Consider the following 18,484-nt stretch of genomic DNA (forward strand, 5'->3'; position numbering starts at 1 on the left):
GCAATCTTTTGCTTTTTTCTTTAAAAAGCAAAAGATTGCAACGAATAGCGGGGCTAAAAAAAGAAATTTGAAAAAAACATTTTACAGTAACGGAAAATTACTCATTACAGGCGAATATGTCGTTTTAGACGGTGCTATTGCTTTGGCTTTGCCTACAAAAATGGGTCAGAATTTAATTATAGAAGATGGTTTTAATAAAGAAATTGTTTGGAAAAGTTATGATTTTGATGGAAGTATTTGGTTTGATGATACGATTTTATTTTCCGACATTACAACTAAAAAAGCTTTTGAAAACAATTCAGTTAAAACAACTTTAGTTGAAATTTTACATGAATCATACCGCTTAAATTCTAGTTTTATTAATGAATCTGACGGTTATATCGTTTCTACAAATCTTACTTTTCCTAAATTTTGGGGACTGGGCACTTCATCTACTTTAATAAATAACATTGCTAGTTGGTTGCAGATTGATGCTTTTACTTTATTAAAAAATGCTTTCGGCGGAAGTGGATACGATATTGCTTGTGCACAAAATGATTCGGCTATTTTATATCAATTGGTAAATGAAAAACCAATTATAAAAGCCATTAATTTTAATCCAATATTCAAAGAAAATATTTACTTTGTTTACCTTAACAAAAAGCAAAACAGCAAAACTGCTATTGCAAATTACCGAAAAAAGCAAGGAGATTTTGCGAATTCAATTTTAATAATAAACGAAATTACAGAAGTCTTAATAAATACAACCGAATTAAACGAATTTACCAAACAAATAGAAAAACACGAAATCTTAATGAGCGAAATTCTAGGAATGCAAACTCTAAAAGAAGTTTTATTTCCAGATTTTGATGGCACTATAAAAAGTCTTGGGGCTTGGGGCGGAGATTTTGCAATGGTAATTTCTAAAAACAATCCGTCTGATTATTTTGCAGCAAAAGATTACAATATTATAATTTCATACGCCAACATGATATTATAGAAATTTTATAACATTATAAACGAGTATAGGAATTATTCCTTTGAAGTATTTTCATTTTTAAAATCATTATACCATTCCTCTAAAGTTGGAAAAATAAATTTTGAAACTTCTTGAATAGGATTGTAAAACATCGATTTGTTTAACGTTTCTTCTTTCACAATAAAATTATTGATATTTATTTTCTGAAAAATATTAAAAACAATACTCAAAGCCAAAATAGCTTTTAACAAACTAAAACCTGCTCCTCCAAGTTTATTTAACCAACCTAAATAAGCAAAATCTGCAATTCCAGTAAAAAATTTTGCAAGTAAATGAATCCCAATAATAGCTAGAAAGAAAGTAAGCGCAAAGGAAGTAACCTCAATATATTTGGGTTGCCACGAAACAACCCCTTCCAAAGCAGATTTAATTAAATAAGAAAACTTAATCGATACAAAAACTCCTACCACAAGCGAAATTAGCGAAGCTAATTCTACAAAAAGACCATTTTTTATACCTTTATATAAAGAATAAACTAGCAAGGCACCTAAAACAATATCTAAAAAGGTCATGATTTCTTAATTTAATTTTTAAAACAAATATAAAGGAATAATCCCTTTTCAACTTCTTATCTTTGCCAATAATTTTGATTTTAGGATAAATCTAAAATCTAAAGTATAATATTCAAGATGTCAAGAGATATACAACTTAAAGAACGCTGGGAACAGCTTGTAAACATATTATCAAATCAATTTTCGCAAGGAGAAGATTTAGATTTAGACGCTATTATTTATTTAATAGGAGTACAGGAGTTAGGGAAATTTAGTCAGATATATAAAAAAGATGAAAAATTAAACCTCATGCACATTGCAATTTGCAGATTACTAGAACCTTATGGTTACTACGAATTCGAGTTCTTTGACAATGATGGTTGGCCACATTACAAGGTAAAAGAAGAGTTACCACCACTAAAAGCAGGAGAACAATCTGTTTTAATGAAAGATGCTATTGTAAATTATTTTTTAGAGAAAAAATTGATTGAATAACGAAATTGGTCGCAGATCACACGGATTTGTACAGATTTTATATTTTGGTATAGAAAAAAATAAATAAAAATCTGTTTAATCTGTGAAATCCGTGGTCTAAAAAATTATGTACAAAGCGAATAAAACATTAAATTTGCACCCTTATTACCTGAATGATGACAGACAAGATTAAAGAATACATTGCTGAGGCAAAAGCTTTTTCGACTCAAAACAAAGAAAAACTCGAAGAATTCCGAATCAAATTCCTAGGAAGTAAAGGATTGGTAAAAGATATTTTTGCCGAATTCAAAAACGTACCAAATGACCAGAAAAAAGAATTTGGACAAGTAATTAATTTGCTTAAAACCATTGCAGAAGACAAGGTAAAAACAATACAAGAGGAGCTAGAAAGCAAGGAAGAAATAAAAAGCATTTATGGTGATTTATCACGACCTTCAGAGCCAATAAAAATAGGATCTCGTCACCCAATATCATTGGTAAAAAATCAAATGATTGATATTTTCTCAAACATAGGATTCAATGTTTCCGAAGGGCCAGAAATTGAAGACGATTGGCATAATTTTACCGCATTAAATCTGCCAGAATACCATCCTGCAAGAGATATGCAGGACACATTTTTTATACAAACTAATCCAGATATCTTGCTTAGAACACACACTTCGTCAGTTCAAGTGCGTTATATGGAAAACAACAAACCACCTATAAGAACAATTTCTCCTGGAAGAGTATTTCGTAATGAGGCTGTTTCGTCACGTTCTCACTGTATTTTTCACCAAGTAGAAGGATTATATATAGATAAAGATGTTTCTTTTGCAGACATGAAACAAACATTGTTATATTTTACTAAAGAAATGTTTGGGAAATCGAAAATACGATTACGCCCATCTTATTTCCCGTTTACAGAACCAAGTGCAGAAATTGATATTTATTGGGGATTAAAAACCGAAACCGACTACCGAATCACGAAAGGAACAGGTTGGTTAGAAATAGGAGGTTGCGGAATGGTTGACCCAAATGTCTTAAAAAACTGTGGTATTGATCCTGACGAATTCAACGGATTTGCTTTCGGAATGGGAATCGAAAGAATAGCTATGTTACTTTATCAAATAGGTGATATTAGAATGTTTTACGAAAATGACGTTCGTTTCTTAGAGCAATTCAAATCGAATATATAAAATAGTCTAAAGTCTAATGTCATAAAGTCAAATAACTGTTTGTTAGACTTTATGACATTCGACTTTATAATATTATGATCAAACATGAAAAAAGACATTAATATCCCAACCGTAGAAAACGTTTTCCTAGCCGCAGTCCAAGAATGGAGCGACGACTTTATGGAAAAAATCTGGAATATCTATCTCATAAATGATTCTGATTTTCAGCTCGATGGTGTTATGTTAGTTTCGAAAGCTTTTGGAACTATTGATGGTGAAATGAAAAAAACTTCATCTCTTCGTCACGCTTTTGTAGAAATACCACCAGTTTCGGTAAAAAAAGTTGAAATGATAGAAAAAAGTGTCCTAAAACTTAACAATGAGTTTATGGTTACATACTTTATCGGAAATACTTTATATGACAAAAAGTTTGTTTTCAAAACTAATTTCGCAAACAATAATCCGCTAGAAGAAGTGCCTATTTTGTTTGTAGACGGCGTGATTGTGAGGTGAAAATATAAAGGATAATCAAAAAAAGGCACATGAATCAAGATTATAAAAATCTTGATTCATGTGCCTTTTTTTGATTCTATTCTCTAATCCAACTTATTAGTCAGTTTTTCAAATACTTTTTTAGCGTTTTTCCCTTCATATAAAATCTCGTAAACAGCATCAATAATAGGTGTTTTGGCTTTGTAATCTTGGTTTAGTTTCCAAGCACTTTTTGTAGCATAATAACCCTCAGCAACCATACTCATTTCCATTTGAGCTGATTTTACGGTATACCCTTTACCAATCATATTTCCAAACATCCTGTTTCTAGAAAACACCGAATATCCTGTAACCAATAAATCCCCTAAGTAAGCCGAATCGTTTATGTTACGTTTCATTTTGTGCACTTTCTTAATAAATTTTTTCATTTCACGAATCCCATTACTCATCAAAACCGATTGAAAGTTATCTCCGTAACCCAAACCATGAGCCATTCCTGCTGCTATTGCATAGATATTTTTTAGCATTGCGGCATATTCTGTACCTATAATATCATCAGATATTTTTGTTTTTATAAAGTCCCCAGATAAATATTTGGCTACAACTTTAGCTTTATTAGCATCACCACAAGCAATAGTTAGATAAGATAATCTTTCTAGAGCAACTTCTTCAGCATGACAAGGACCTGTAATAACCCCAATATTTTCGAAAGGAATCTCATACTTTTTATTAAAATGCTCGCCCACAATAAGACTAGTTTCGGGGACAATACCTTTTATAGCAGAGAAAATTACTTTGTCTTTTAGATTTTCAGTCATTTTTTCGAGTTCACCACTCAAAAATGCCGATGGAATAGCAAAAATGATATAATCTGCATAAGCTACTGCCTCATTAATATTGGAAGTTAATCTTAATTTTTTTGTGTCAAATTCTACAGCACTTAAATAATTTGGGTTGTGGTGGTGTTTTTTTATATGAGTAATAGCATCTACATTACGCATATACCACGCTACTTCGTCTAGATTTACACACAACATTTTTGTTATGGCTGTTGCCCAGCTTCCTCCACCTATTACGGCAAATTTTGGTTTTGTAATCATTTATGTATATTATTTTTTATCAGAACTAATCGTTAGTAAATTTTGGATCTGCTTCCATTTCGTGATTGCAATTTTTACAAGTTCTTAATGCTTTAGAATTGTAAAAGTGCTTAAAATGCTTTTGAAAATCAGTTTCTATATCATTTAAGCTAAAGTAAACCTCATATAGTTTTTCGTTACAATTATCGCAAAACCATAATAAGCCGTCTTTAGCGTCTATGTCATTACGTTTCCTTTCTATTACCAAACCTATAGACCCTTCAGATCGAACAGGAGAATGTGGTACTTTGCCAGGATGCAAATACATATCCCCAGCGGAAAGTTTCATGGTTTTTCTCTGACCATCTTCTTGAATATAAACTGTGATATCACCTTCTAGTTGATAGAATAATTCTTCTGTTTCGTTGTAATGATAATCTTTTCTGGCGTTCGGACCAGCAACAACCATGACTATATAATCATTAGAATCAACATATAAATTTTTATTCCCAACAGGTGGTTTTAGTAAGTGACGGTTTTCATTTACCCACTTATTAATATTGAATGGTTTTGCAATTGCCATAATTTTATTTTTAAAGTATAAAATTACTGTTTTTTTACTTCAATCCACCGTGGATTAAAAATTTGTGGAATTTGTTTTGGGTCATTTTTGTAAGTTGTTATTCTTCCGTAAACAAAAATAATTTTATCCTTTAAATCTTCAATTTTTACTTTTGATGTTTGTAAATATTCATTTGTAACAACAATTGTAAAAATATTATTGGGATATGCCGCATCAATATTAATATAGTTTGTGCTTTTTCCTTCGGAAGCTAGCTTATATGACATTACTTTTCCTGTTACACAAGCTAAACTATTTATATAATCTTTTGCTTTTGCAGTTGTAATAGTGTCTTGTGAAAAACCACTTAATGAAGAGACAAAAAGAAATAGAATAAAAAAAGTTTTCATGATTCAATAAATTATAAATGAAAAATCGAATGACTTATAAGCTAAGTCATTCGATTTTTAAGATTGTATACAATTATTTCACTTCTTTTATCAAGTAAATATAAACTGGAAAGTGATCACTAAATCCAACTTCATTATTACCATGTCTTAGCGGATAACCTTTATATTGTCCTGTTGTGGTAATCATAAATGGTTTATTATAAATGCCTGCTTTCCAATATTTAAATGAAGAGTAGTCTTTTTCTATTAATGTTTCTGATACCATTATTTGATCAAAAATATCTCCTGCATCACGATAAAACAAAGATGCATTTCCTTTTTTTGCCATTTCTTCGAATGGATTGTAAACTCCAAATCGTTCTACTTCTTCCTTTTTTAGTTTCGCTCCAACACCTTCTTTCACACTTTTATTATAAGTTCCGTCGTTTAAATCTCCCATAGAGATTATTTTTGCATTCGGATTTACTTTATAAATAGAGTCCATTATTTTACGATTTAACCTTCCTGCTGCCTCACGAAACGGGCTACTTTTCTTTTCTCCTCCAGAACGCGACGGCCAGTGGTTTACCATCACATTAATTTCATCACCATCAAGTAATCCAGTTACTAAAAGAATATCTCTTGTATAAACTCTATTGTCTTGTGCAACTTCTATTTTATCTTTATCGGCTTTATCTTCCTCTGTTTCTTTTTCATCCTTAGCTTTAGTATCTTTTTTATATATTAATAAAGGTATATTTATATAACTAGTTGGCTGAAAATGTTTTTTCTGGTACAGTAGAGCAACATCAATCCCACGATGATCAGGAGAATCAAAATGTACAATTCCGTAGTCGTTGTTTATTAGTTGTGGATCTTTTACTAAATCTTCGAGAACACCTCTATTCTCTATTTCAGAACCACCAATTAAGACAGGTGAATTTTTATTATTTTCCCCAGTTCCAATTTCATTTAGAACCCTTGCAAGATTGTGTATTTTTTGTTTGTATTTTTTCGAAGTCCAGTTCTGAGCTCCATTTGGCAACCATTCCTCATCATTAATTCTACTATCATTAATCGTGTCAAAAAGGTTTTCGAAATTATAAAATGCAACTGTGTGAATTGCAAATTTTTTGGCTTGTGCATTTGCACTTATCGTAAGTGACAAAAGTGATAAAATTGTGAAAAAATTTCTAATTTTCATAAAAACATATAATTAGTTAATACAAAAGCTAAATTTGCTTTTGGGGTTACAAATGTAAAATAATATTAGACATAGCCTAATTTTCATTTGTTAAGAAATGCATATTTTAAAATAATAATACAAAACTCTTGCCAAATCTTACTATACGCTCATAAATGAGACAAAAAAACAATAAAATTAATGGGACAAACATTAACTTATCATCAATTTTAACATAAGTTTTGTAAAAAATGTTCAAAATGTAATTTAATCTTGTAAATTTGTCGCCCATTTAATTTTGTTTCAAAACTTAAAGATGGAATTAACTTTAATTTAATTTATGAAAAAACTTGTTATTAGTACACTATTTGTATTACAAGCTTTTTTTGGTTTCGCTCAAACTGCTGCTGGTATTTCTGGTAAAGTAGTTGATGCTAAAACGCAAAAGCCATTACAAAATGTTGTTGCTTCGATTCAAAACACAAATTTCACTCAGATTACAAATGCTGAAGGTAAATTTTCGTTTGCTGGACTTCCGTTAGGTAGTCAAATGTTACAGATTAAGAGTGTTGGTTACAAAAACCAATTGCTTATGATTGAAATTTTAGCAAATCAAATGCTAGATTTAGGTGTTGTAGTTCTGGAAGAAGATATTACACAAGAACAGCAAACAAGCTTAATTGCTATTACCGAAAACGATTTAGGTGATGACAATAGTGGCTCAGAAAGCACTTCAAGCTTACTACAAGCTTCTCGCGACGTTTTTCAACAAGCCGCTGCTTTTAACTGGGGCCAGGCTCGATTTAAAATGAGAGGACTTGACAACGAGTATGGAACTACCATGATAAATGGTATTGTAATGAATAAAATTTATGATGGAAGACCACAATATAGTAATTGGGGTGGATTAAATGACGCTACTCGTAATCAAGAGTTCACTAACGGTTCTGCTCCGTCAGATTATACTTTTGGAGGGATTTTAGGAACTAACGAAATTAATACAAGAGCTTCTGGATACAGAAAAGGAAACAGAATTTCTGTAGCTGGAACAAACAGTAACTATACAGGAAGATTAATGGGAACCATTGCTTCAGGAATGCGTAACGACGGATGGGCATATACTATTTCTGCTTCCAGACGTTTTGCAAACGAAGGTGTTTTCGACGGTACTACATATAGTGCTAATTCATTTTTCGCAAGTATTGAAAAGAAACTGTCAGAAAATAACAGCTTAAACCTTACAACTGTCTTCGGACAAAATACAAGAGGTAAAAATTCTCCAAACACTGATGAAGTTACGAATTTAAAAGATGAAAAATACAATTCATACTGGGGATGGCAAGATGGTAAAAAAAGAAATTCAAGAGAAAAAACAGTTGAAGAACCAGTGTTTATCTTGAGTGATTACTGGAAAATTACACCAAAAACTAACTTGAATTTAAATGTGGCTTATCAGTTTGGAAAAATTGGTAACTCAAAATTAACTTATCAAGGTGCGGACAATCCAGATCCTACTTACTACAGAAACTTACCAAGTTACGAGACTTCATTATATGATGACAATGGTAATTTAACTCCTAACTATGCTCAAGCTGAAGCAAAAAGAACTGCTTTTATTGCTGACGGTCAAATAAACTGGGATGGTTTAGTTTATGCAAACACACACTCTGGAGATGGACATAGTTACTATACTTCTTACGAAGAAAGAACAGATGACAAATTGCTTACTGCAAACGGTATATTAAACTCTCAATTGGCAGACAATATTGTCTTAAATGCAGGAGCAACTTACAGAAACCTGAAATCTCACAATTTCCAAAATATGTTAGACCTTTTAGGAGGTGATTATTTCCTTGATGTGAATTTATTTGGTAATTCTGATGGGTTTCACACAGATCAAATTCAACAGGATTTGAACAATCCAAACAGAAAAATTGGAGTTGGTGATACTTTTGGTTATAACTATAATTTAATGTCTAATAACATTGATGCTTTTACACAATTTAAATTTGTATACAAAAAAGTTGATTTCTATGTAGCTCAAAGTTATACTCACGCTCAATACCAAAGAGAAGGTTTGTACAAAAACGGTTACTACCCTGGAAATTCTTTAGGAAAAAGTGAAAAAGTTTCTTTTGACAATTTCGGTTTCAAAGGAGGAATTACATACAAAATTACTGGTAGACAATTTTTTGTTGTGAATGGTGCTTTTATGACTAAAGCTCCTGCATTAAGAAATGTATTCAACAACGCACGTGTAAACAACAATGCAGTAGATGGTGTCGGAAGCGAGCAAGTTACAAGTGCTGATGTTAGTTATATCATTAATAATCCTAAATTAAAAACAAGATTAACTGCTTATTTTTCTAAAATTCAAAACCAGACTCAAAGTGCATTCTTCTTTGGAGACGGTGCTGGTGTAGATGATGCTACAACTTCAGTTGATGAAAGTAATGCTTTCGTATCTGAAACAATAACAAACATCAACAAAAGAAACTTAGGTTTGGAGTTTGGTTTTGAATATCCTATCACTTCTACGTTAAAAGTAAATGGAAGTGCTGCTTATGGCGAATATATTTATGATAACAATCCTAATGTATCACTTACAATTGATGGTAGAGCAACTGAAACAAATACTAATCCTGTATTTAATTTTGGTGAAGCAAAACTAAAAAACTATAAACAAGCTGGAATGCCTCAAACAGCGGCTTCATTAGGTTTAGAATATAGAGATCCTAAGTTTTGGTACATTGGTGCTAACATCAATTATTTAGGAAGTAATTACATTGATGTAGCCCCTATTACAAGAACTTCTCGCTTTTATGATGCCCCTTTATTAACGCCAGGTACTCCAGTAGATGGAGCTACTTATGAAAGAGGTGCTGAGTTGTTGAAACAAGAAAAATTCAACGATTTTAATTTATTAAACGTAACAGGTGGTAAATCTTGGAAAGTGGGAGATCAAACTTTTGGTTTCTTTGCCAGCGTAAACAATGTTTTAGATACTTTATATAAAACAGGTGGTTTCGAACAAGCTAGAAATTCTAACTTCACACAAATGAACCAAGATGTAAGCAGCGGAACACCTGCTTTTGCACCTAAATATTTTTATGGTTTCGGAAGAACATATTTTGTAAATTTATATCTTAATTTCTAATTCAATTAATTATGAAATCAATACAATTAAAAGCAATATTCATCATAACCATAGCAGCTTCGATGTTTGCTGGTTGCACTAAAGACAGTGATGTTGAATACCCAGTTCCAGCAAACATTTTGTTGTCTGAGAAATTTGACAATCCAAATGTAGCTCCATATACCTTAGTAGCTCAAGGTTGGACATCTTATGCTGAACAAGGAACTAAATTATGGTTAAATAAAAGCTACAGTGGAGACGGCTATGCAATTTTCACTTCATTTTCTTCTGGGCAACCAGTAAACACAGCTTGGTTAATTTCTCCTGAAGTGGATATGGACAATCAAGAAAGTGAAAAATTAACTTTCCAAACCTGTCAAGATGGTTTTATTAAAAACGCTGATAACTCATTAGAGCTATTTGTTTCTACTGATTATGACGGAACAAATTTTGCTGCCGCTAGTTGGGATAAAGTAAGCTTTAATGTTGCTACTCCAAACACAGAGAAGTTTCTATATGTAAATTCAGGTATTATCAATTTGTCTTCTTATAAAGGGAAATTACATTTCGCCTTCAAAATGAAAGGGACTACGTCTTTATCAGGTGGATACCAAATAGATAACGTGAAGCTTTTTTACTAAAAAAATAAGATAAATATGAAAACAAGTATAATAAAATCAATCTTCGCTTTTGCACTTTTAACGGCTTTTACAAGCTGTACTGAGAGTGACAATGGCTATGATTCGGTAAGTAAAGAAGTTCCAACTTATGAACTTACAACAACGAAAACAGTAGCTACAGTAATTGCAACTGCAACTACAACGCCAACTGTTTATACTAATGACGATGTTATAGAAGCTTACGTAACCTCAAACGATGCTGGTGGTAATTTCTATAAATCAATCTCATTTCAGGATGTTCAAACTGGAGGACCTGCTCCACTAGGATTTAGTGTGTCAGTAAATCAGTCTATGCTCTTTGAAAGAGGATTTTATGCTGGAAGAAAAGTATATATCAAACTAAAAGGCTTGGCTATTGCTAAAATTTTTGGCACCCTACAAATTGGTCATATTGATCCTACTAACAATACTAGAATAAGCGGAATTGAAGGATTAGAGATGTCTAATTTCTTATTCCCATCTGCAACAATTGTAGATGAAAGTACTTTAGTAAGGCACATGACTTTGGCAGCTGCTGCTACAGATATTGTTCAGAATACATTAATAGAAATAGATAATGTACAGTTTTCTGACAACTCATTAGCAAGAACCTATTTTGATGTAGATTCTGGTGGTGTAGCTACAAATCAGGATATCGTAGATGCCACTAGTTTTGGTAGATCTCGTTATTGCAGAATCAGTAAATTTGCTCCATTTTCTACAGGTAACGTTCCAACAGGAAGAGGGACTATTAGAGGCGTAATGACTAAATACAATAGTGATTATCAATTCTTAGTGAGAAGCGAATCTGATTTCAAACTAACAAATCCTAGAACTTATAATTTTGTTAGCACATTGAATGAAAATTTCACCAGCTATACTGCAAGTGGTTCTTACAACGTATTTACTACCCCAACAGCATTTCCAAATTATTTAAATTTTGCACCTGTAGGTGATAAAAAATGGTTTGTAAAAACAGGTGGATTTTTAGAAATGTCAGCATTTGGCGGCACAATAGAAAACACTAAAGCATATTTCATTGTTCCTGTAAACATGACGGCTGCAAGCTCAATTAAATTTGATCTTAAATCTACTTTCTTCCTTAATTCATTAGGATTTAAATTATACAGAACTACAGATTATGTTCCTGGCATGAAAATACAAGATGCTACTTTAACGGATATTTCAACAGCTTGTAACCAAGCTTTTCCAACAGCTAATGCTACTTTAACAGCTGTTACTTACAACATTCCTGCTGCGGTAACCGGTAATGGTTATTTCGTATTCGAATATGTAGGAACAAATATTGCTACTGGTCCTGCTGTAACAACTACTATTGATATAGACAATATCATTGTAAACTAATTTCCACGTTTACATCTGAATTAAAAAAGAGCTGCAATTGCAGCTCTTTTTTTGTATAAAATATTTCCATCAAATTATTAAAAACTTTAATACATTTGACTAAAGCTTAAGCAGCAATAGATTGAATATGAATATAAACGAACAAATAGCCAAAATATCGAGTTTTCAGCATCTGGAACTATTAGCCAATCAGATTGTTGAAGGTTTTATTTCGGGAATGCACAAAAGCCCTTTTCATGGTTTTTCGGCCGAATTTGCTGAGCATAAAGTCTATAATGTCGGAGAAAGTACAAAACACATCGATTGGAAATTATTTGCGAAAACTGACCGTTTGTACACTAAAAAATATGAAGAAGAAACAAATCTTCGTTGTCACTTAATTATCGACAATTCATCATCAATGCATTACCCAAAACTAAAAGAAAACCAGTTTTTTTATGAAAACAAAATTGGCTTTTCGGTATTGGCTTCGGCAGTTTTAATGAATTTATTAAAAAAACAACGTGATGCTGTTGGTTTGAGTATATTTTCTGAAACATACGAATATTATGCCCCAGAAAAAGGAAGCGAACGCCATCATAGAATGTTGCTTAACAGACTAGAAAATACTTTAATCACTTCGAAAGAATCAAAAAAAACAGACACTATTACTTTCTTACATCAAATAGCCGAAAAAATGCACCGTCGTTCGATGATAGTCCTGTTTACAGATATGTTTCAGTCTGAAGACAACGAACGTTTATTTAAAGCCTTACAACACCTAAAGCATAACAAACATAAAGTTGTTTTGTTTCATGTTATAGATAAAAAAACAGAATTGAATTTAGACTATGACAATGCACCACGCAAATTTATAGATCTAGAAACAGGAGATGAAGTGAACCTTTTTGCTGAGAATATTAAAATGGGCTATGAAAAAGCAGTAAAAACCTATTTTGATAAAGTAGCAAACACTTGTGCATTATACAAAATTAAATACGTTCCTGTCTCTGTCGATGAACATTTTGAAAAAATAATGACAACCTATTTAGTTGAAAAACAAAAGTTTGGATAATAGTGATAAAAATATTTTAAAAAACACTTGCGAAAGATAAAAAAGATTGTATCTTTGCAACCGCAATTAAGCAGAGGTTTGGTAGTTCAGTTGGTTAGAATACATGCCTGTCACGCATGGGGTCGCGGGTTCGAGTCCCGTCCAGACCGCTAAAATTGGGAAAGGTTTCTAGAAATAGAAACCTTTTTTGCCCGATAAAGGTTTTTAAGATTAGTTGTGTTGTTTACGCTACGACTTTGTAACTCGTAGCAGGTTTAGTAGTTAGACCAATGAAAAGCTTTCCACTTTTGTGGATGGCTTTTTTGATTTTAGCGAAATAGCTTTTCTGAATTTTGAAAAACCACATAAAGAAAAGTCCCTAAAAACAATATACAAACCATAAATTTCACAAAAGCAGAAGCTAAAAAACCCAATAAAGATCCTGTCGCAGCCTTTAGAGCCCTTTTTTTATCCTGAGAATTATATATTATTTCCCCTATAAAGGCTCCAGCAAAAGCACCAATTACAAATCCAAAAGGAATTGGAATAAATAAAAACCCTATTATTAACCCAATATTTGTTCCCCAAACTCCATAAGAACTTCCGCCGAATTTTTTTGTTCCTTTTGCAGGAATAACATAATCTAAAACGGTTATTGTGATCGTTACAAAAAAAGTAATGCCTAAAATCCAATAATTATCAGGAACAACATCAATCATATATAATAACAACAATCCCATCCAACTAATACTTGGACCTGGAAGAACAGGCAAGAAACTACCAAAAATTCCAGCAATCATACAAATAAAACCTATGATTAATAATAGTGTATCCATAAAATAGAATTTAGTATTTTTGTCCTTAAAAATAAACATTTAGACCTATATTTCATTCAAAAATAATAAATGAAAAAAATAATATTCCTTTTTCTAATTATCTTATTACAAGGTTGTCAGTATTTTGAAAAAAATGTGCCTAAAAAAGAAGAGCTACTCAATAAAGAGTTAAAAAAAATTAACTGGTTAGAAGTCGATGAGTTTCCAAGCACTTTACATTGCGATTCAATTGATGATAAAATAACTAGAAAACAATGCTTTTTCGATTTTATGACGCAAAACATTCAAGATAAATTAATTACCGATTCAATTAAAATCTTTTATCCTAAACTAGATACAATTCCCGTAAAAGTTACAGTTTTTGCAAATGCTTCTTTAAGTTTTGAAACTGATTTACTAAAATACAGTTCAGATTACGATACAGAAAAAGTAGATAGTATTTTACAGTCAAAATTGTCGAATTTCCCTTCTGTAGAACCTGCGATAAAAAGAGGAATTAAAGTTAAATCTCAATTTATTTTACCAATAATTTTAAAATAAAGGTTTGAAAAAAATTTGAGCCACTATTTTGTGTAAAAAACTACCTAAAATAGCTTCACACTTCATTATCTCATTGCTAGATTTTCAAACAAATCGATTATATTTGCAACTATATATTACAATTATCAAATTACAATGAAACATACAAGAGTTAAAGACTTACTAAATAGTACAAAAACACTTCACGAAGTAAATGCAAAAGGTTGGGTAAGAACTTTTAGAAACAATCAGTTTATTGCGTTAAATGATGGTTCGACGATTCATAATATTCAGTGTGTGATCGATTTTGAAAACACACCCGAAGAAACTTTAAAAAGAATTACAACTGGAGCAGCAGTTTCTGTAACTGGAAATCTTGTTGAAAGTCAAGGTGCTGGACAAAAATATGAAATACAAGTGGTGAAATTAGAAATTCTTGGCGATTCTGATGCCGAGAAATTCCCTATGCAACCTAAAAAACACTCGTTAGAATTTTTACGAGAAAATGCGCATTTGCGTGTGCGTACCAATGCTTTTGGCGCAATTATGAGAGTCCGTTCTGTACTATCATTTGCGGTACATAATTATTTTCAGGAAAAAGGTTTTGTATATGTAAATACACCCATTATTACAGGTTCCGACGCTGAAGGTGCTGGAGAAATGTTTAAAGTGACCGCTTTACCATTTGATAATACACCAAGAACTGAAGAAGGAAAAGTAGATTATAAAAAAGATTTCTTCGGAAAAGAAACTAATCTAACAGTTTCAGGACAGTTAGAAGGCGAAACTTTCGCAATGGCTTTGGGTCAGATATATACCTTTGGACCAACATTTAGAGCCGAAAACTCGAATACTTCTCGTCACTTGGCTGAGTTTTGGATGATCGAACCAGAAGTAGCTTTCAATGATTTGAATGACAATATGGACTTGGCAGAAGATTTTATTCAGTATGTGATAAAATATACTTTAGATAAATGCCAAGACGATTTAAAATTCTTAGAAGGTCGTTTGACTGAAGAGGAAAAATCGAAACCTCAAGCGGAACGTAGCGAAATGACATTGTTAGAAAAACTGAATTTCGTTTTAGAAAACAACTTCAAACGTATTTCTTACACAGAAGCGATTGATATTTTGAGAGATTCCGCTCCAAATAAAAAGAAGAAATTCAATTATATTATTAACGAATGGGGATCCGATTTACAAAGTGAGCATGAACGTTATTTAGTAGAAAAACACTTCAAATGTCCTGTAATTTTATTTGATTACCCAGCGAATATCAAAGCGTTTTATATGCGTTTGAATGAAGATGGAAAAACAGTTCGTGCGATGGATATCCTTTTCCCAGGAATTGGCGAAATCGTAGGAGGTTCACAAAGAGAAGAACGTTTTGATGTTTTGGTCGAAAAAATGAAAGCCTTAGGAATAGATGAAGAAGAATTATGGTGGTATTTAGACACTCGAAGATTCGGAAGCGCAGTTCACTCAGGTTTCGGACTTGGTTTTGAAAGATTGGTTTTATTTGTAACTGGAATGACAAACATTCGTGACGTAATTCCTTTTCCTAGAACACCAATGAATGCGGAATTTTAATAAAAATTTGTTTAAACAAACTCAATGCTCAAACAGTTTCTAAATCTTAAATTATCTCAAAAATTATCTCCACAACAAATCCAGTTGATGAAGTTAATTCAATTGCCTACGCAAGCATTCGAAGCTCGTTTATTAGAAGAAATGAACGAAAATCCAGCGCTTGAAGGTGGAGACGATAACCAAGAGGAAATTTACGAAAAAGATGAGTTTGATAACAATGACGAATACGATGATTATAACGATAATGATAGCATCGATTCTGGCGACATAAATATAGATGAATATTTAAGTAACGACGAAACACCAGATTACAAAACACAAGCCAATAATTATAGTGATGATGACGAAGATCGTGAATCACCACTTTCTGCTCCAGTAAGTTTTCATCAAGACCTAATCAATCAGTTAAATACTTTTATTCTGACTGATGAACAACGTGATATTGCCGAATTTCTAGTAGGAAGTATCGATGATATGGGTTATATAAGACGAAGTATTCAAGATGTTGTAGATGACATGGCTTTTACACAAGGTATTTATACTGATGAAAAAACCGTCGAAAAAGTACTGAATATCGTTCACGAACTCGAGCCTTCCGGAGTAGGCGCAAGAGACTTGCAAGAATGTTTATTGTTGCAATTAAAACACAAAACACCTACAGAATCTGTTGCCTTAGCAATGAATATAATTCAGGATCAGTTTGAAGCTTTTACTAAAAAGCATTATGACAAATTGATATTGAAATTCTCTGTTTCTAGAGAACAACTCAAAAATGCAATTGATGAAATTGAAAGATTAAATCCAAAACCAGGAGGAGCTTATACGGGAAGTAACAAAATGACGGAGCACGTAGTGCCTGATTTTGCTATAAAAATTGTTGATGACGAATTAGAACTGACTCTAAACGGAAGAAATGCACCCGAACTTCATGTTTCGAAAGATTATCAAGACATGATGAAAACCTACAAAGATTCTAAAGATAAATCGAATGCACAGAAAGATGCTGTTCAATTTATCAAACAGAAATTAGATTCTGCAAAATGGTTTATAGATGCTATAAAACAGCGTCAAGAAACATTGTATGTTACGATGAATGCTATTATGCATTTTCAACAAGAATATTTTCTTGATGGTGATGAATCCAACCTAAAACCAATGATTCTTAAAGATATTGCCGACATGATTGGGTTGGATATTTCGACTGTTTCACGTGTTGCTAACAGTAAATATGTGGACACACCTTATGGGACGAAACTAATCAAAGAATTTTTCTCGGAAGCCATGACCAATGATCAAGGGGAAGAAGTTTCTACCATAGAGATTAAAAACATTCTTCAAACAGTTATTGCAGAAGAAGACAAAAATAAACCTTTGCCAGACGACCAATTGGCTGAAATATTAAAAGAAAAAGGCTATCCAATTGCTAGAAGAACCATTGCAAAATATCGTGAGCAATTGGATATTCCAGTAGCGAGAATGAGAAAGAAAATGTAGGTTATTGTCTTTTAAAAACATCCCTAAACTGATATAATATATTTTCTAATAAATCCAGCTTATTTATAATTTTTTCTTTTATTTCTAAAATTAAAAAAACGATTAGTAATATTAAAATGTAAGCATAAAACCAACGACAAACTTAAAGCTCTAAATTTGTTGTTACAAAAATATAAGGATGTGCTATTATTCAAGAATATATTTACCTTTGGTTTGTAATAGCTTTTTCATAAATAAATTTACTTCAACTCCTTAATTGCACTTTTTTCTATCCAACCTTGTTTTAGATCTAAAAGTTGTATTTTTTTGTAATTATTTAAACTTTCTAATACAAAAACTTTGGTTCCTGCATGCAAAACAAAAGCATCTTGAGATGATGATTTTGGTTCACTTTTTACAGATGTGACATCTGCAAAAACAATAGCTGGTCTGTCATTATTACTCTGGCTTTTCTCAAAAAATCCTGCAAAAATACTAATGATTGTAAACAATAATACAAAAAGCATGCTAGTGAAGAAAACTCTTTTTAGCATTGTAGTATTAGAAAAATAATAACCTACAAAACATGCTAAAAATAAAACTGAAAAAGTAATAGCTATCCAAGCCCAAGTATCATAATGAAAACTTGAGGTGAAATCTCTTATTATTTTTGCAAAACCTACTTTGGGCACTTCTACAACTTCATCGATGGTCATTTTTTGTGCAAAAGCGAGATTATTTTGAATTTCTGCATCATTAGGATTAAGCAATAATGCTTTCTCGAAATTAAAAATTGCGGGCGCTACTTTATTTAATTTATAAAAACAATTTCCTAAGTTAAAATATAGCTCTGCCGATTGTTGTCCTGATTTTACAACACTTTCGTAAACGCTTATTGCTTCTTGATAATTTCCTTTTTGGTACAAATTATTTCCTTTATCGAAAGCAGTTTGTGCCCAAAATGTTTGGGTGATAAGAAGGAATATATAGATTATGTTTTTCATTTTATA

General features: G+C 31.9%; 18 protein-coding genes and 1 tRNA gene. 12 read left to right on the forward strand and 7 right to left on the reverse strand.

Annotated features, from left to right (window positions below; all coding sequences use genetic code 11):
* The coding region (locus ACKVOV_RS11630; protein ID WP_409206924.1) for a GYDIA family GHMP kinase at positions 1-979 on the forward strand (979 nt) is incomplete at its 5' end.
* Between the two features lie 32 nt (positions 980-1,011).
* Here ACKVOV_RS11630 and ACKVOV_RS11635 read toward each other — a convergent pair.
* A complete protein-coding gene (locus ACKVOV_RS11635; protein ID WP_409206925.1) occupies positions 1,012-1,530 on the reverse strand; it encodes a CvpA family protein in 519 nt (172 codons plus the stop codon).
* Positions 1,531-1,647: 117 nt separating this feature from the next.
* On the opposite strand from ACKVOV_RS11635, the gene ACKVOV_RS11640 reads away from it, so the two are divergent.
* From ACKVOV_RS11640 to ACKVOV_RS11650, 3 genes are all read left to right on the forward strand, one after another.
* Entirely contained in the window at positions 1,648-2,004 is a 357-nt protein-coding gene (locus ACKVOV_RS11640; RefSeq protein WP_409206926.1) for a hypothetical protein, read from the forward strand.
* A 155-nt stretch (positions 2,005-2,159) separates the two neighbouring features.
* Positions 2,160-3,179, forward strand: a complete 1,020-nt coding sequence (gene pheS, locus ACKVOV_RS11645) for a phenylalanine--tRNA ligase subunit alpha (protein WP_409206927.1) — start codon at positions 2,160-2,162, stop codon at positions 3,177-3,179.
* Between the two features lie 84 nt (positions 3,180-3,263).
* Entirely contained in the window at positions 3,264-3,671 is a 408-nt protein-coding gene (locus ACKVOV_RS11650; protein ID WP_409206928.1) for a hypothetical protein, read from the forward strand.
* A gap of 83 nt (positions 3,672-3,754) precedes the next feature.
* On the opposite strand, the gene ACKVOV_RS11655 is transcribed toward ACKVOV_RS11650, so the two are convergent.
* The 4 genes from ACKVOV_RS11655 to ACKVOV_RS11670 form a co-directional block, all read right to left on the reverse strand.
* The gene (locus tag ACKVOV_RS11655) at positions 3,755-4,750 is read right to left on the reverse strand and encodes an NAD(P)H-dependent glycerol-3-phosphate dehydrogenase (RefSeq protein WP_409206929.1); all 996 of its coding nucleotides are present in this window, start codon (positions 4,748-4,750) and stop codon (positions 3,755-3,757) included.
* A gap of 25 nt (positions 4,751-4,775) precedes the next feature.
* Entirely contained in the window at positions 4,776-5,312 is a 537-nt protein-coding gene (locus ACKVOV_RS11660) for a 3-hydroxyanthranilate 3,4-dioxygenase (RefSeq protein WP_409206930.1), read from the reverse strand.
* Positions 5,313-5,335: 23 nt separating this feature from the next.
* A complete protein-coding gene (locus ACKVOV_RS11665) occupies positions 5,336-5,701 on the reverse strand; it encodes a hypothetical protein (RefSeq protein ID WP_409206931.1) in 366 nt (121 codons plus the stop codon).
* Positions 5,702-5,774: 73 nt separating this feature from the next.
* Positions 5,775-6,884, reverse strand: a complete 1,110-nt coding sequence (locus ACKVOV_RS11670) for an endonuclease/exonuclease/phosphatase family protein (RefSeq protein WP_409206932.1) — start codon at positions 6,882-6,884, stop codon at positions 5,775-5,777.
* Between the two features lie 319 nt (positions 6,885-7,203).
* Here ACKVOV_RS11670 and ACKVOV_RS11675 point away from each other — a divergent pair, with 319 nt between their 5' ends.
* From ACKVOV_RS11675 to ACKVOV_RS11695, 5 genes are all read left to right on the forward strand, one after another.
* The gene (locus ACKVOV_RS11675) at positions 7,204-10,020 is read left to right on the forward strand and encodes a carboxypeptidase-like regulatory domain-containing protein (protein ID WP_409206933.1); all 2,817 of its coding nucleotides are present in this window, start codon (positions 7,204-7,206) and stop codon (positions 10,018-10,020) included.
* 11 nt (positions 10,021-10,031) lie between these two features.
* Complete coding sequence (locus ACKVOV_RS11680; RefSeq protein WP_409206934.1) at positions 10,032-10,640, forward strand: choice-of-anchor J domain-containing protein; 609 nt, start codon at positions 10,032-10,034, stop codon at positions 10,638-10,640.
* A 15-nt stretch (positions 10,641-10,655) separates the two neighbouring features.
* Complete coding sequence (locus tag ACKVOV_RS11685; RefSeq protein WP_409206935.1) at positions 10,656-12,023, forward strand: DUF5689 domain-containing protein; 1,368 nt, start codon at positions 10,656-10,658, stop codon at positions 12,021-12,023.
* Between the two features lie 127 nt (positions 12,024-12,150).
* The gene (locus ACKVOV_RS11690; protein ID WP_409206936.1) at positions 12,151-13,077 is read left to right on the forward strand and encodes a DUF58 domain-containing protein; all 927 of its coding nucleotides are present in this window, start codon (positions 12,151-12,153) and stop codon (positions 13,075-13,077) included.
* 75 nt (positions 13,078-13,152) lie between these two features.
* A tRNA-Asp gene (locus ACKVOV_RS11695) sits at positions 13,153-13,226 on the forward strand.
* Between the two features lie 159 nt (positions 13,227-13,385).
* Here ACKVOV_RS11695 and ACKVOV_RS11700 read toward each other — a convergent pair.
* Positions 13,386-13,892 carry a DUF456 domain-containing protein gene (locus ACKVOV_RS11700; protein ID WP_409206937.1) on the reverse strand — a complete coding sequence of 169 codons (507 nt, stop codon included), beginning with the start codon at positions 13,890-13,892 and terminating at the stop codon, positions 13,386-13,388.
* A 69-nt stretch (positions 13,893-13,961) separates the two neighbouring features.
* Here ACKVOV_RS11700 and ACKVOV_RS11705 point away from each other — a divergent pair, with 69 nt between their 5' ends.
* The 3 genes from ACKVOV_RS11705 (at position 13,962) to rpoN (ending at position 17,495) form a co-directional block, all read left to right on the forward strand.
* Positions 13,962-14,432, forward strand: a complete 471-nt coding sequence (locus ACKVOV_RS11705) for a hypothetical protein (protein WP_409206938.1) — start codon at positions 13,962-13,964, stop codon at positions 14,430-14,432.
* A gap of 135 nt (positions 14,433-14,567) precedes the next feature.
* Positions 14,568-16,001, forward strand: a complete 1,434-nt coding sequence (gene asnS, locus ACKVOV_RS11710; protein WP_409206939.1) for an asparagine--tRNA ligase — start codon at positions 14,568-14,570, stop codon at positions 15,999-16,001.
* A gap of 24 nt (positions 16,002-16,025) precedes the next feature.
* Positions 16,026-17,495, forward strand: coding sequence for an RNA polymerase factor sigma-54 (rpoN, locus tag ACKVOV_RS11715; protein WP_409206940.1), 1,470 nt, complete (start codon positions 16,026-16,028; stop codon positions 17,493-17,495).
* Positions 17,496-17,734: 239 nt separating this feature from the next.
* Here rpoN and ACKVOV_RS11720 read toward each other — a convergent pair whose 3' ends face one another.
* Positions 17,735-18,478: a tetratricopeptide repeat protein gene (locus ACKVOV_RS11720; protein ID WP_409206941.1), complete on the reverse strand. Its 744-nt coding sequence runs from the start codon at positions 18,476-18,478 to the stop codon at positions 17,735-17,737.
* Positions 18,479-18,484 lie beyond the last annotated feature (6 nt).

The sequence above is a fragment of the Flavobacterium sp. genome (assembly GCF_046153165.1).
In the GTDB taxonomy this organism is placed as follows: domain Bacteria; phylum Bacteroidota; class Bacteroidia; order Flavobacteriales; family Flavobacteriaceae; genus Flavobacterium.

What these genes read in the sequence shown, in the direction of transcription:
- ACKVOV_RS11635 (WP_409206925.1), bottom strand. Translation starts at nt 1,530, where the DNA reads ATGACCTTTTTAGATATTGTTTTAGGTGCCTTGCTAGTTTATTCTTTA.
- asnS (WP_409206939.1), top strand. Translation starts at nt 14,568, where the DNA reads ATGAAACATACAAGAGTTAAAGACTTACTAAATAGTACAAAAACACTT.
- ACKVOV_RS11680 (WP_409206934.1), top strand. Translation starts at nt 10,032, where the DNA reads ATGAAATCAATACAATTAAAAGCAATATTCATCATAACCATAGCAGCT.
- ACKVOV_RS11670 (WP_409206932.1), bottom strand. Translation starts at nt 6,884, where the DNA reads ATGAAAATTAGAAATTTTTTCACAATTTTATCACTTTTGTCACTTACG.
- ACKVOV_RS11660 (WP_409206930.1), bottom strand. Translation starts at nt 5,312, where the DNA reads ATGGCAATTGCAAAACCATTCAATATTAATAAGTGGGTAAATGAAAAC.
- rpoN (WP_409206940.1), top strand. Translation starts at nt 16,026, where the DNA reads ATGCTCAAACAGTTTCTAAATCTTAAATTATCTCAAAAATTATCTCCA.
- ACKVOV_RS11690 (WP_409206936.1), top strand. Translation starts at nt 12,151, where the DNA reads ATGAATATAAACGAACAAATAGCCAAAATATCGAGTTTTCAGCATCTG.
- ACKVOV_RS11720 (WP_409206941.1), bottom strand. Translation starts at nt 18,478, where the DNA reads ATGAAAAACATAATCTATATATTCCTTCTTATCACCCAAACATTTTGG.
- ACKVOV_RS11700 (WP_409206937.1), bottom strand. Translation starts at nt 13,892, where the DNA reads ATGGATACACTATTATTAATCATAGGTTTTATTTGTATGATTGCTGGA.
- ACKVOV_RS11655 (WP_409206929.1), bottom strand. Translation starts at nt 4,750, where the DNA reads ATGATTACAAAACCAAAATTTGCCGTAATAGGTGGAGGAAGCTGGGCA.
- ACKVOV_RS11640 (WP_409206926.1), top strand. Translation starts at nt 1,648, where the DNA reads ATGTCAAGAGATATACAACTTAAAGAACGCTGGGAACAGCTTGTAAAC.
- ACKVOV_RS11705 (WP_409206938.1), top strand. Translation starts at nt 13,962, where the DNA reads ATGAAAAAAATAATATTCCTTTTTCTAATTATCTTATTACAAGGTTGT.
- ACKVOV_RS11675 (WP_409206933.1), top strand. Translation starts at nt 7,204, where the DNA reads ATGAAAAAACTTGTTATTAGTACACTATTTGTATTACAAGCTTTTTTT.
- ACKVOV_RS11665 (WP_409206931.1), bottom strand. Translation starts at nt 5,701, where the DNA reads ATGAAAACTTTTTTTATTCTATTTCTTTTTGTCTCTTCATTAAGTGGT.
- pheS (WP_409206927.1), top strand. Translation starts at nt 2,160, where the DNA reads ATGACAGACAAGATTAAAGAATACATTGCTGAGGCAAAAGCTTTTTCG.
- ACKVOV_RS11685 (WP_409206935.1), top strand. Translation starts at nt 10,656, where the DNA reads ATGAAAACAAGTATAATAAAATCAATCTTCGCTTTTGCACTTTTAACG.
- ACKVOV_RS11650 (WP_409206928.1), top strand. Translation starts at nt 3,264, where the DNA reads ATGAAAAAAGACATTAATATCCCAACCGTAGAAAACGTTTTCCTAGCC.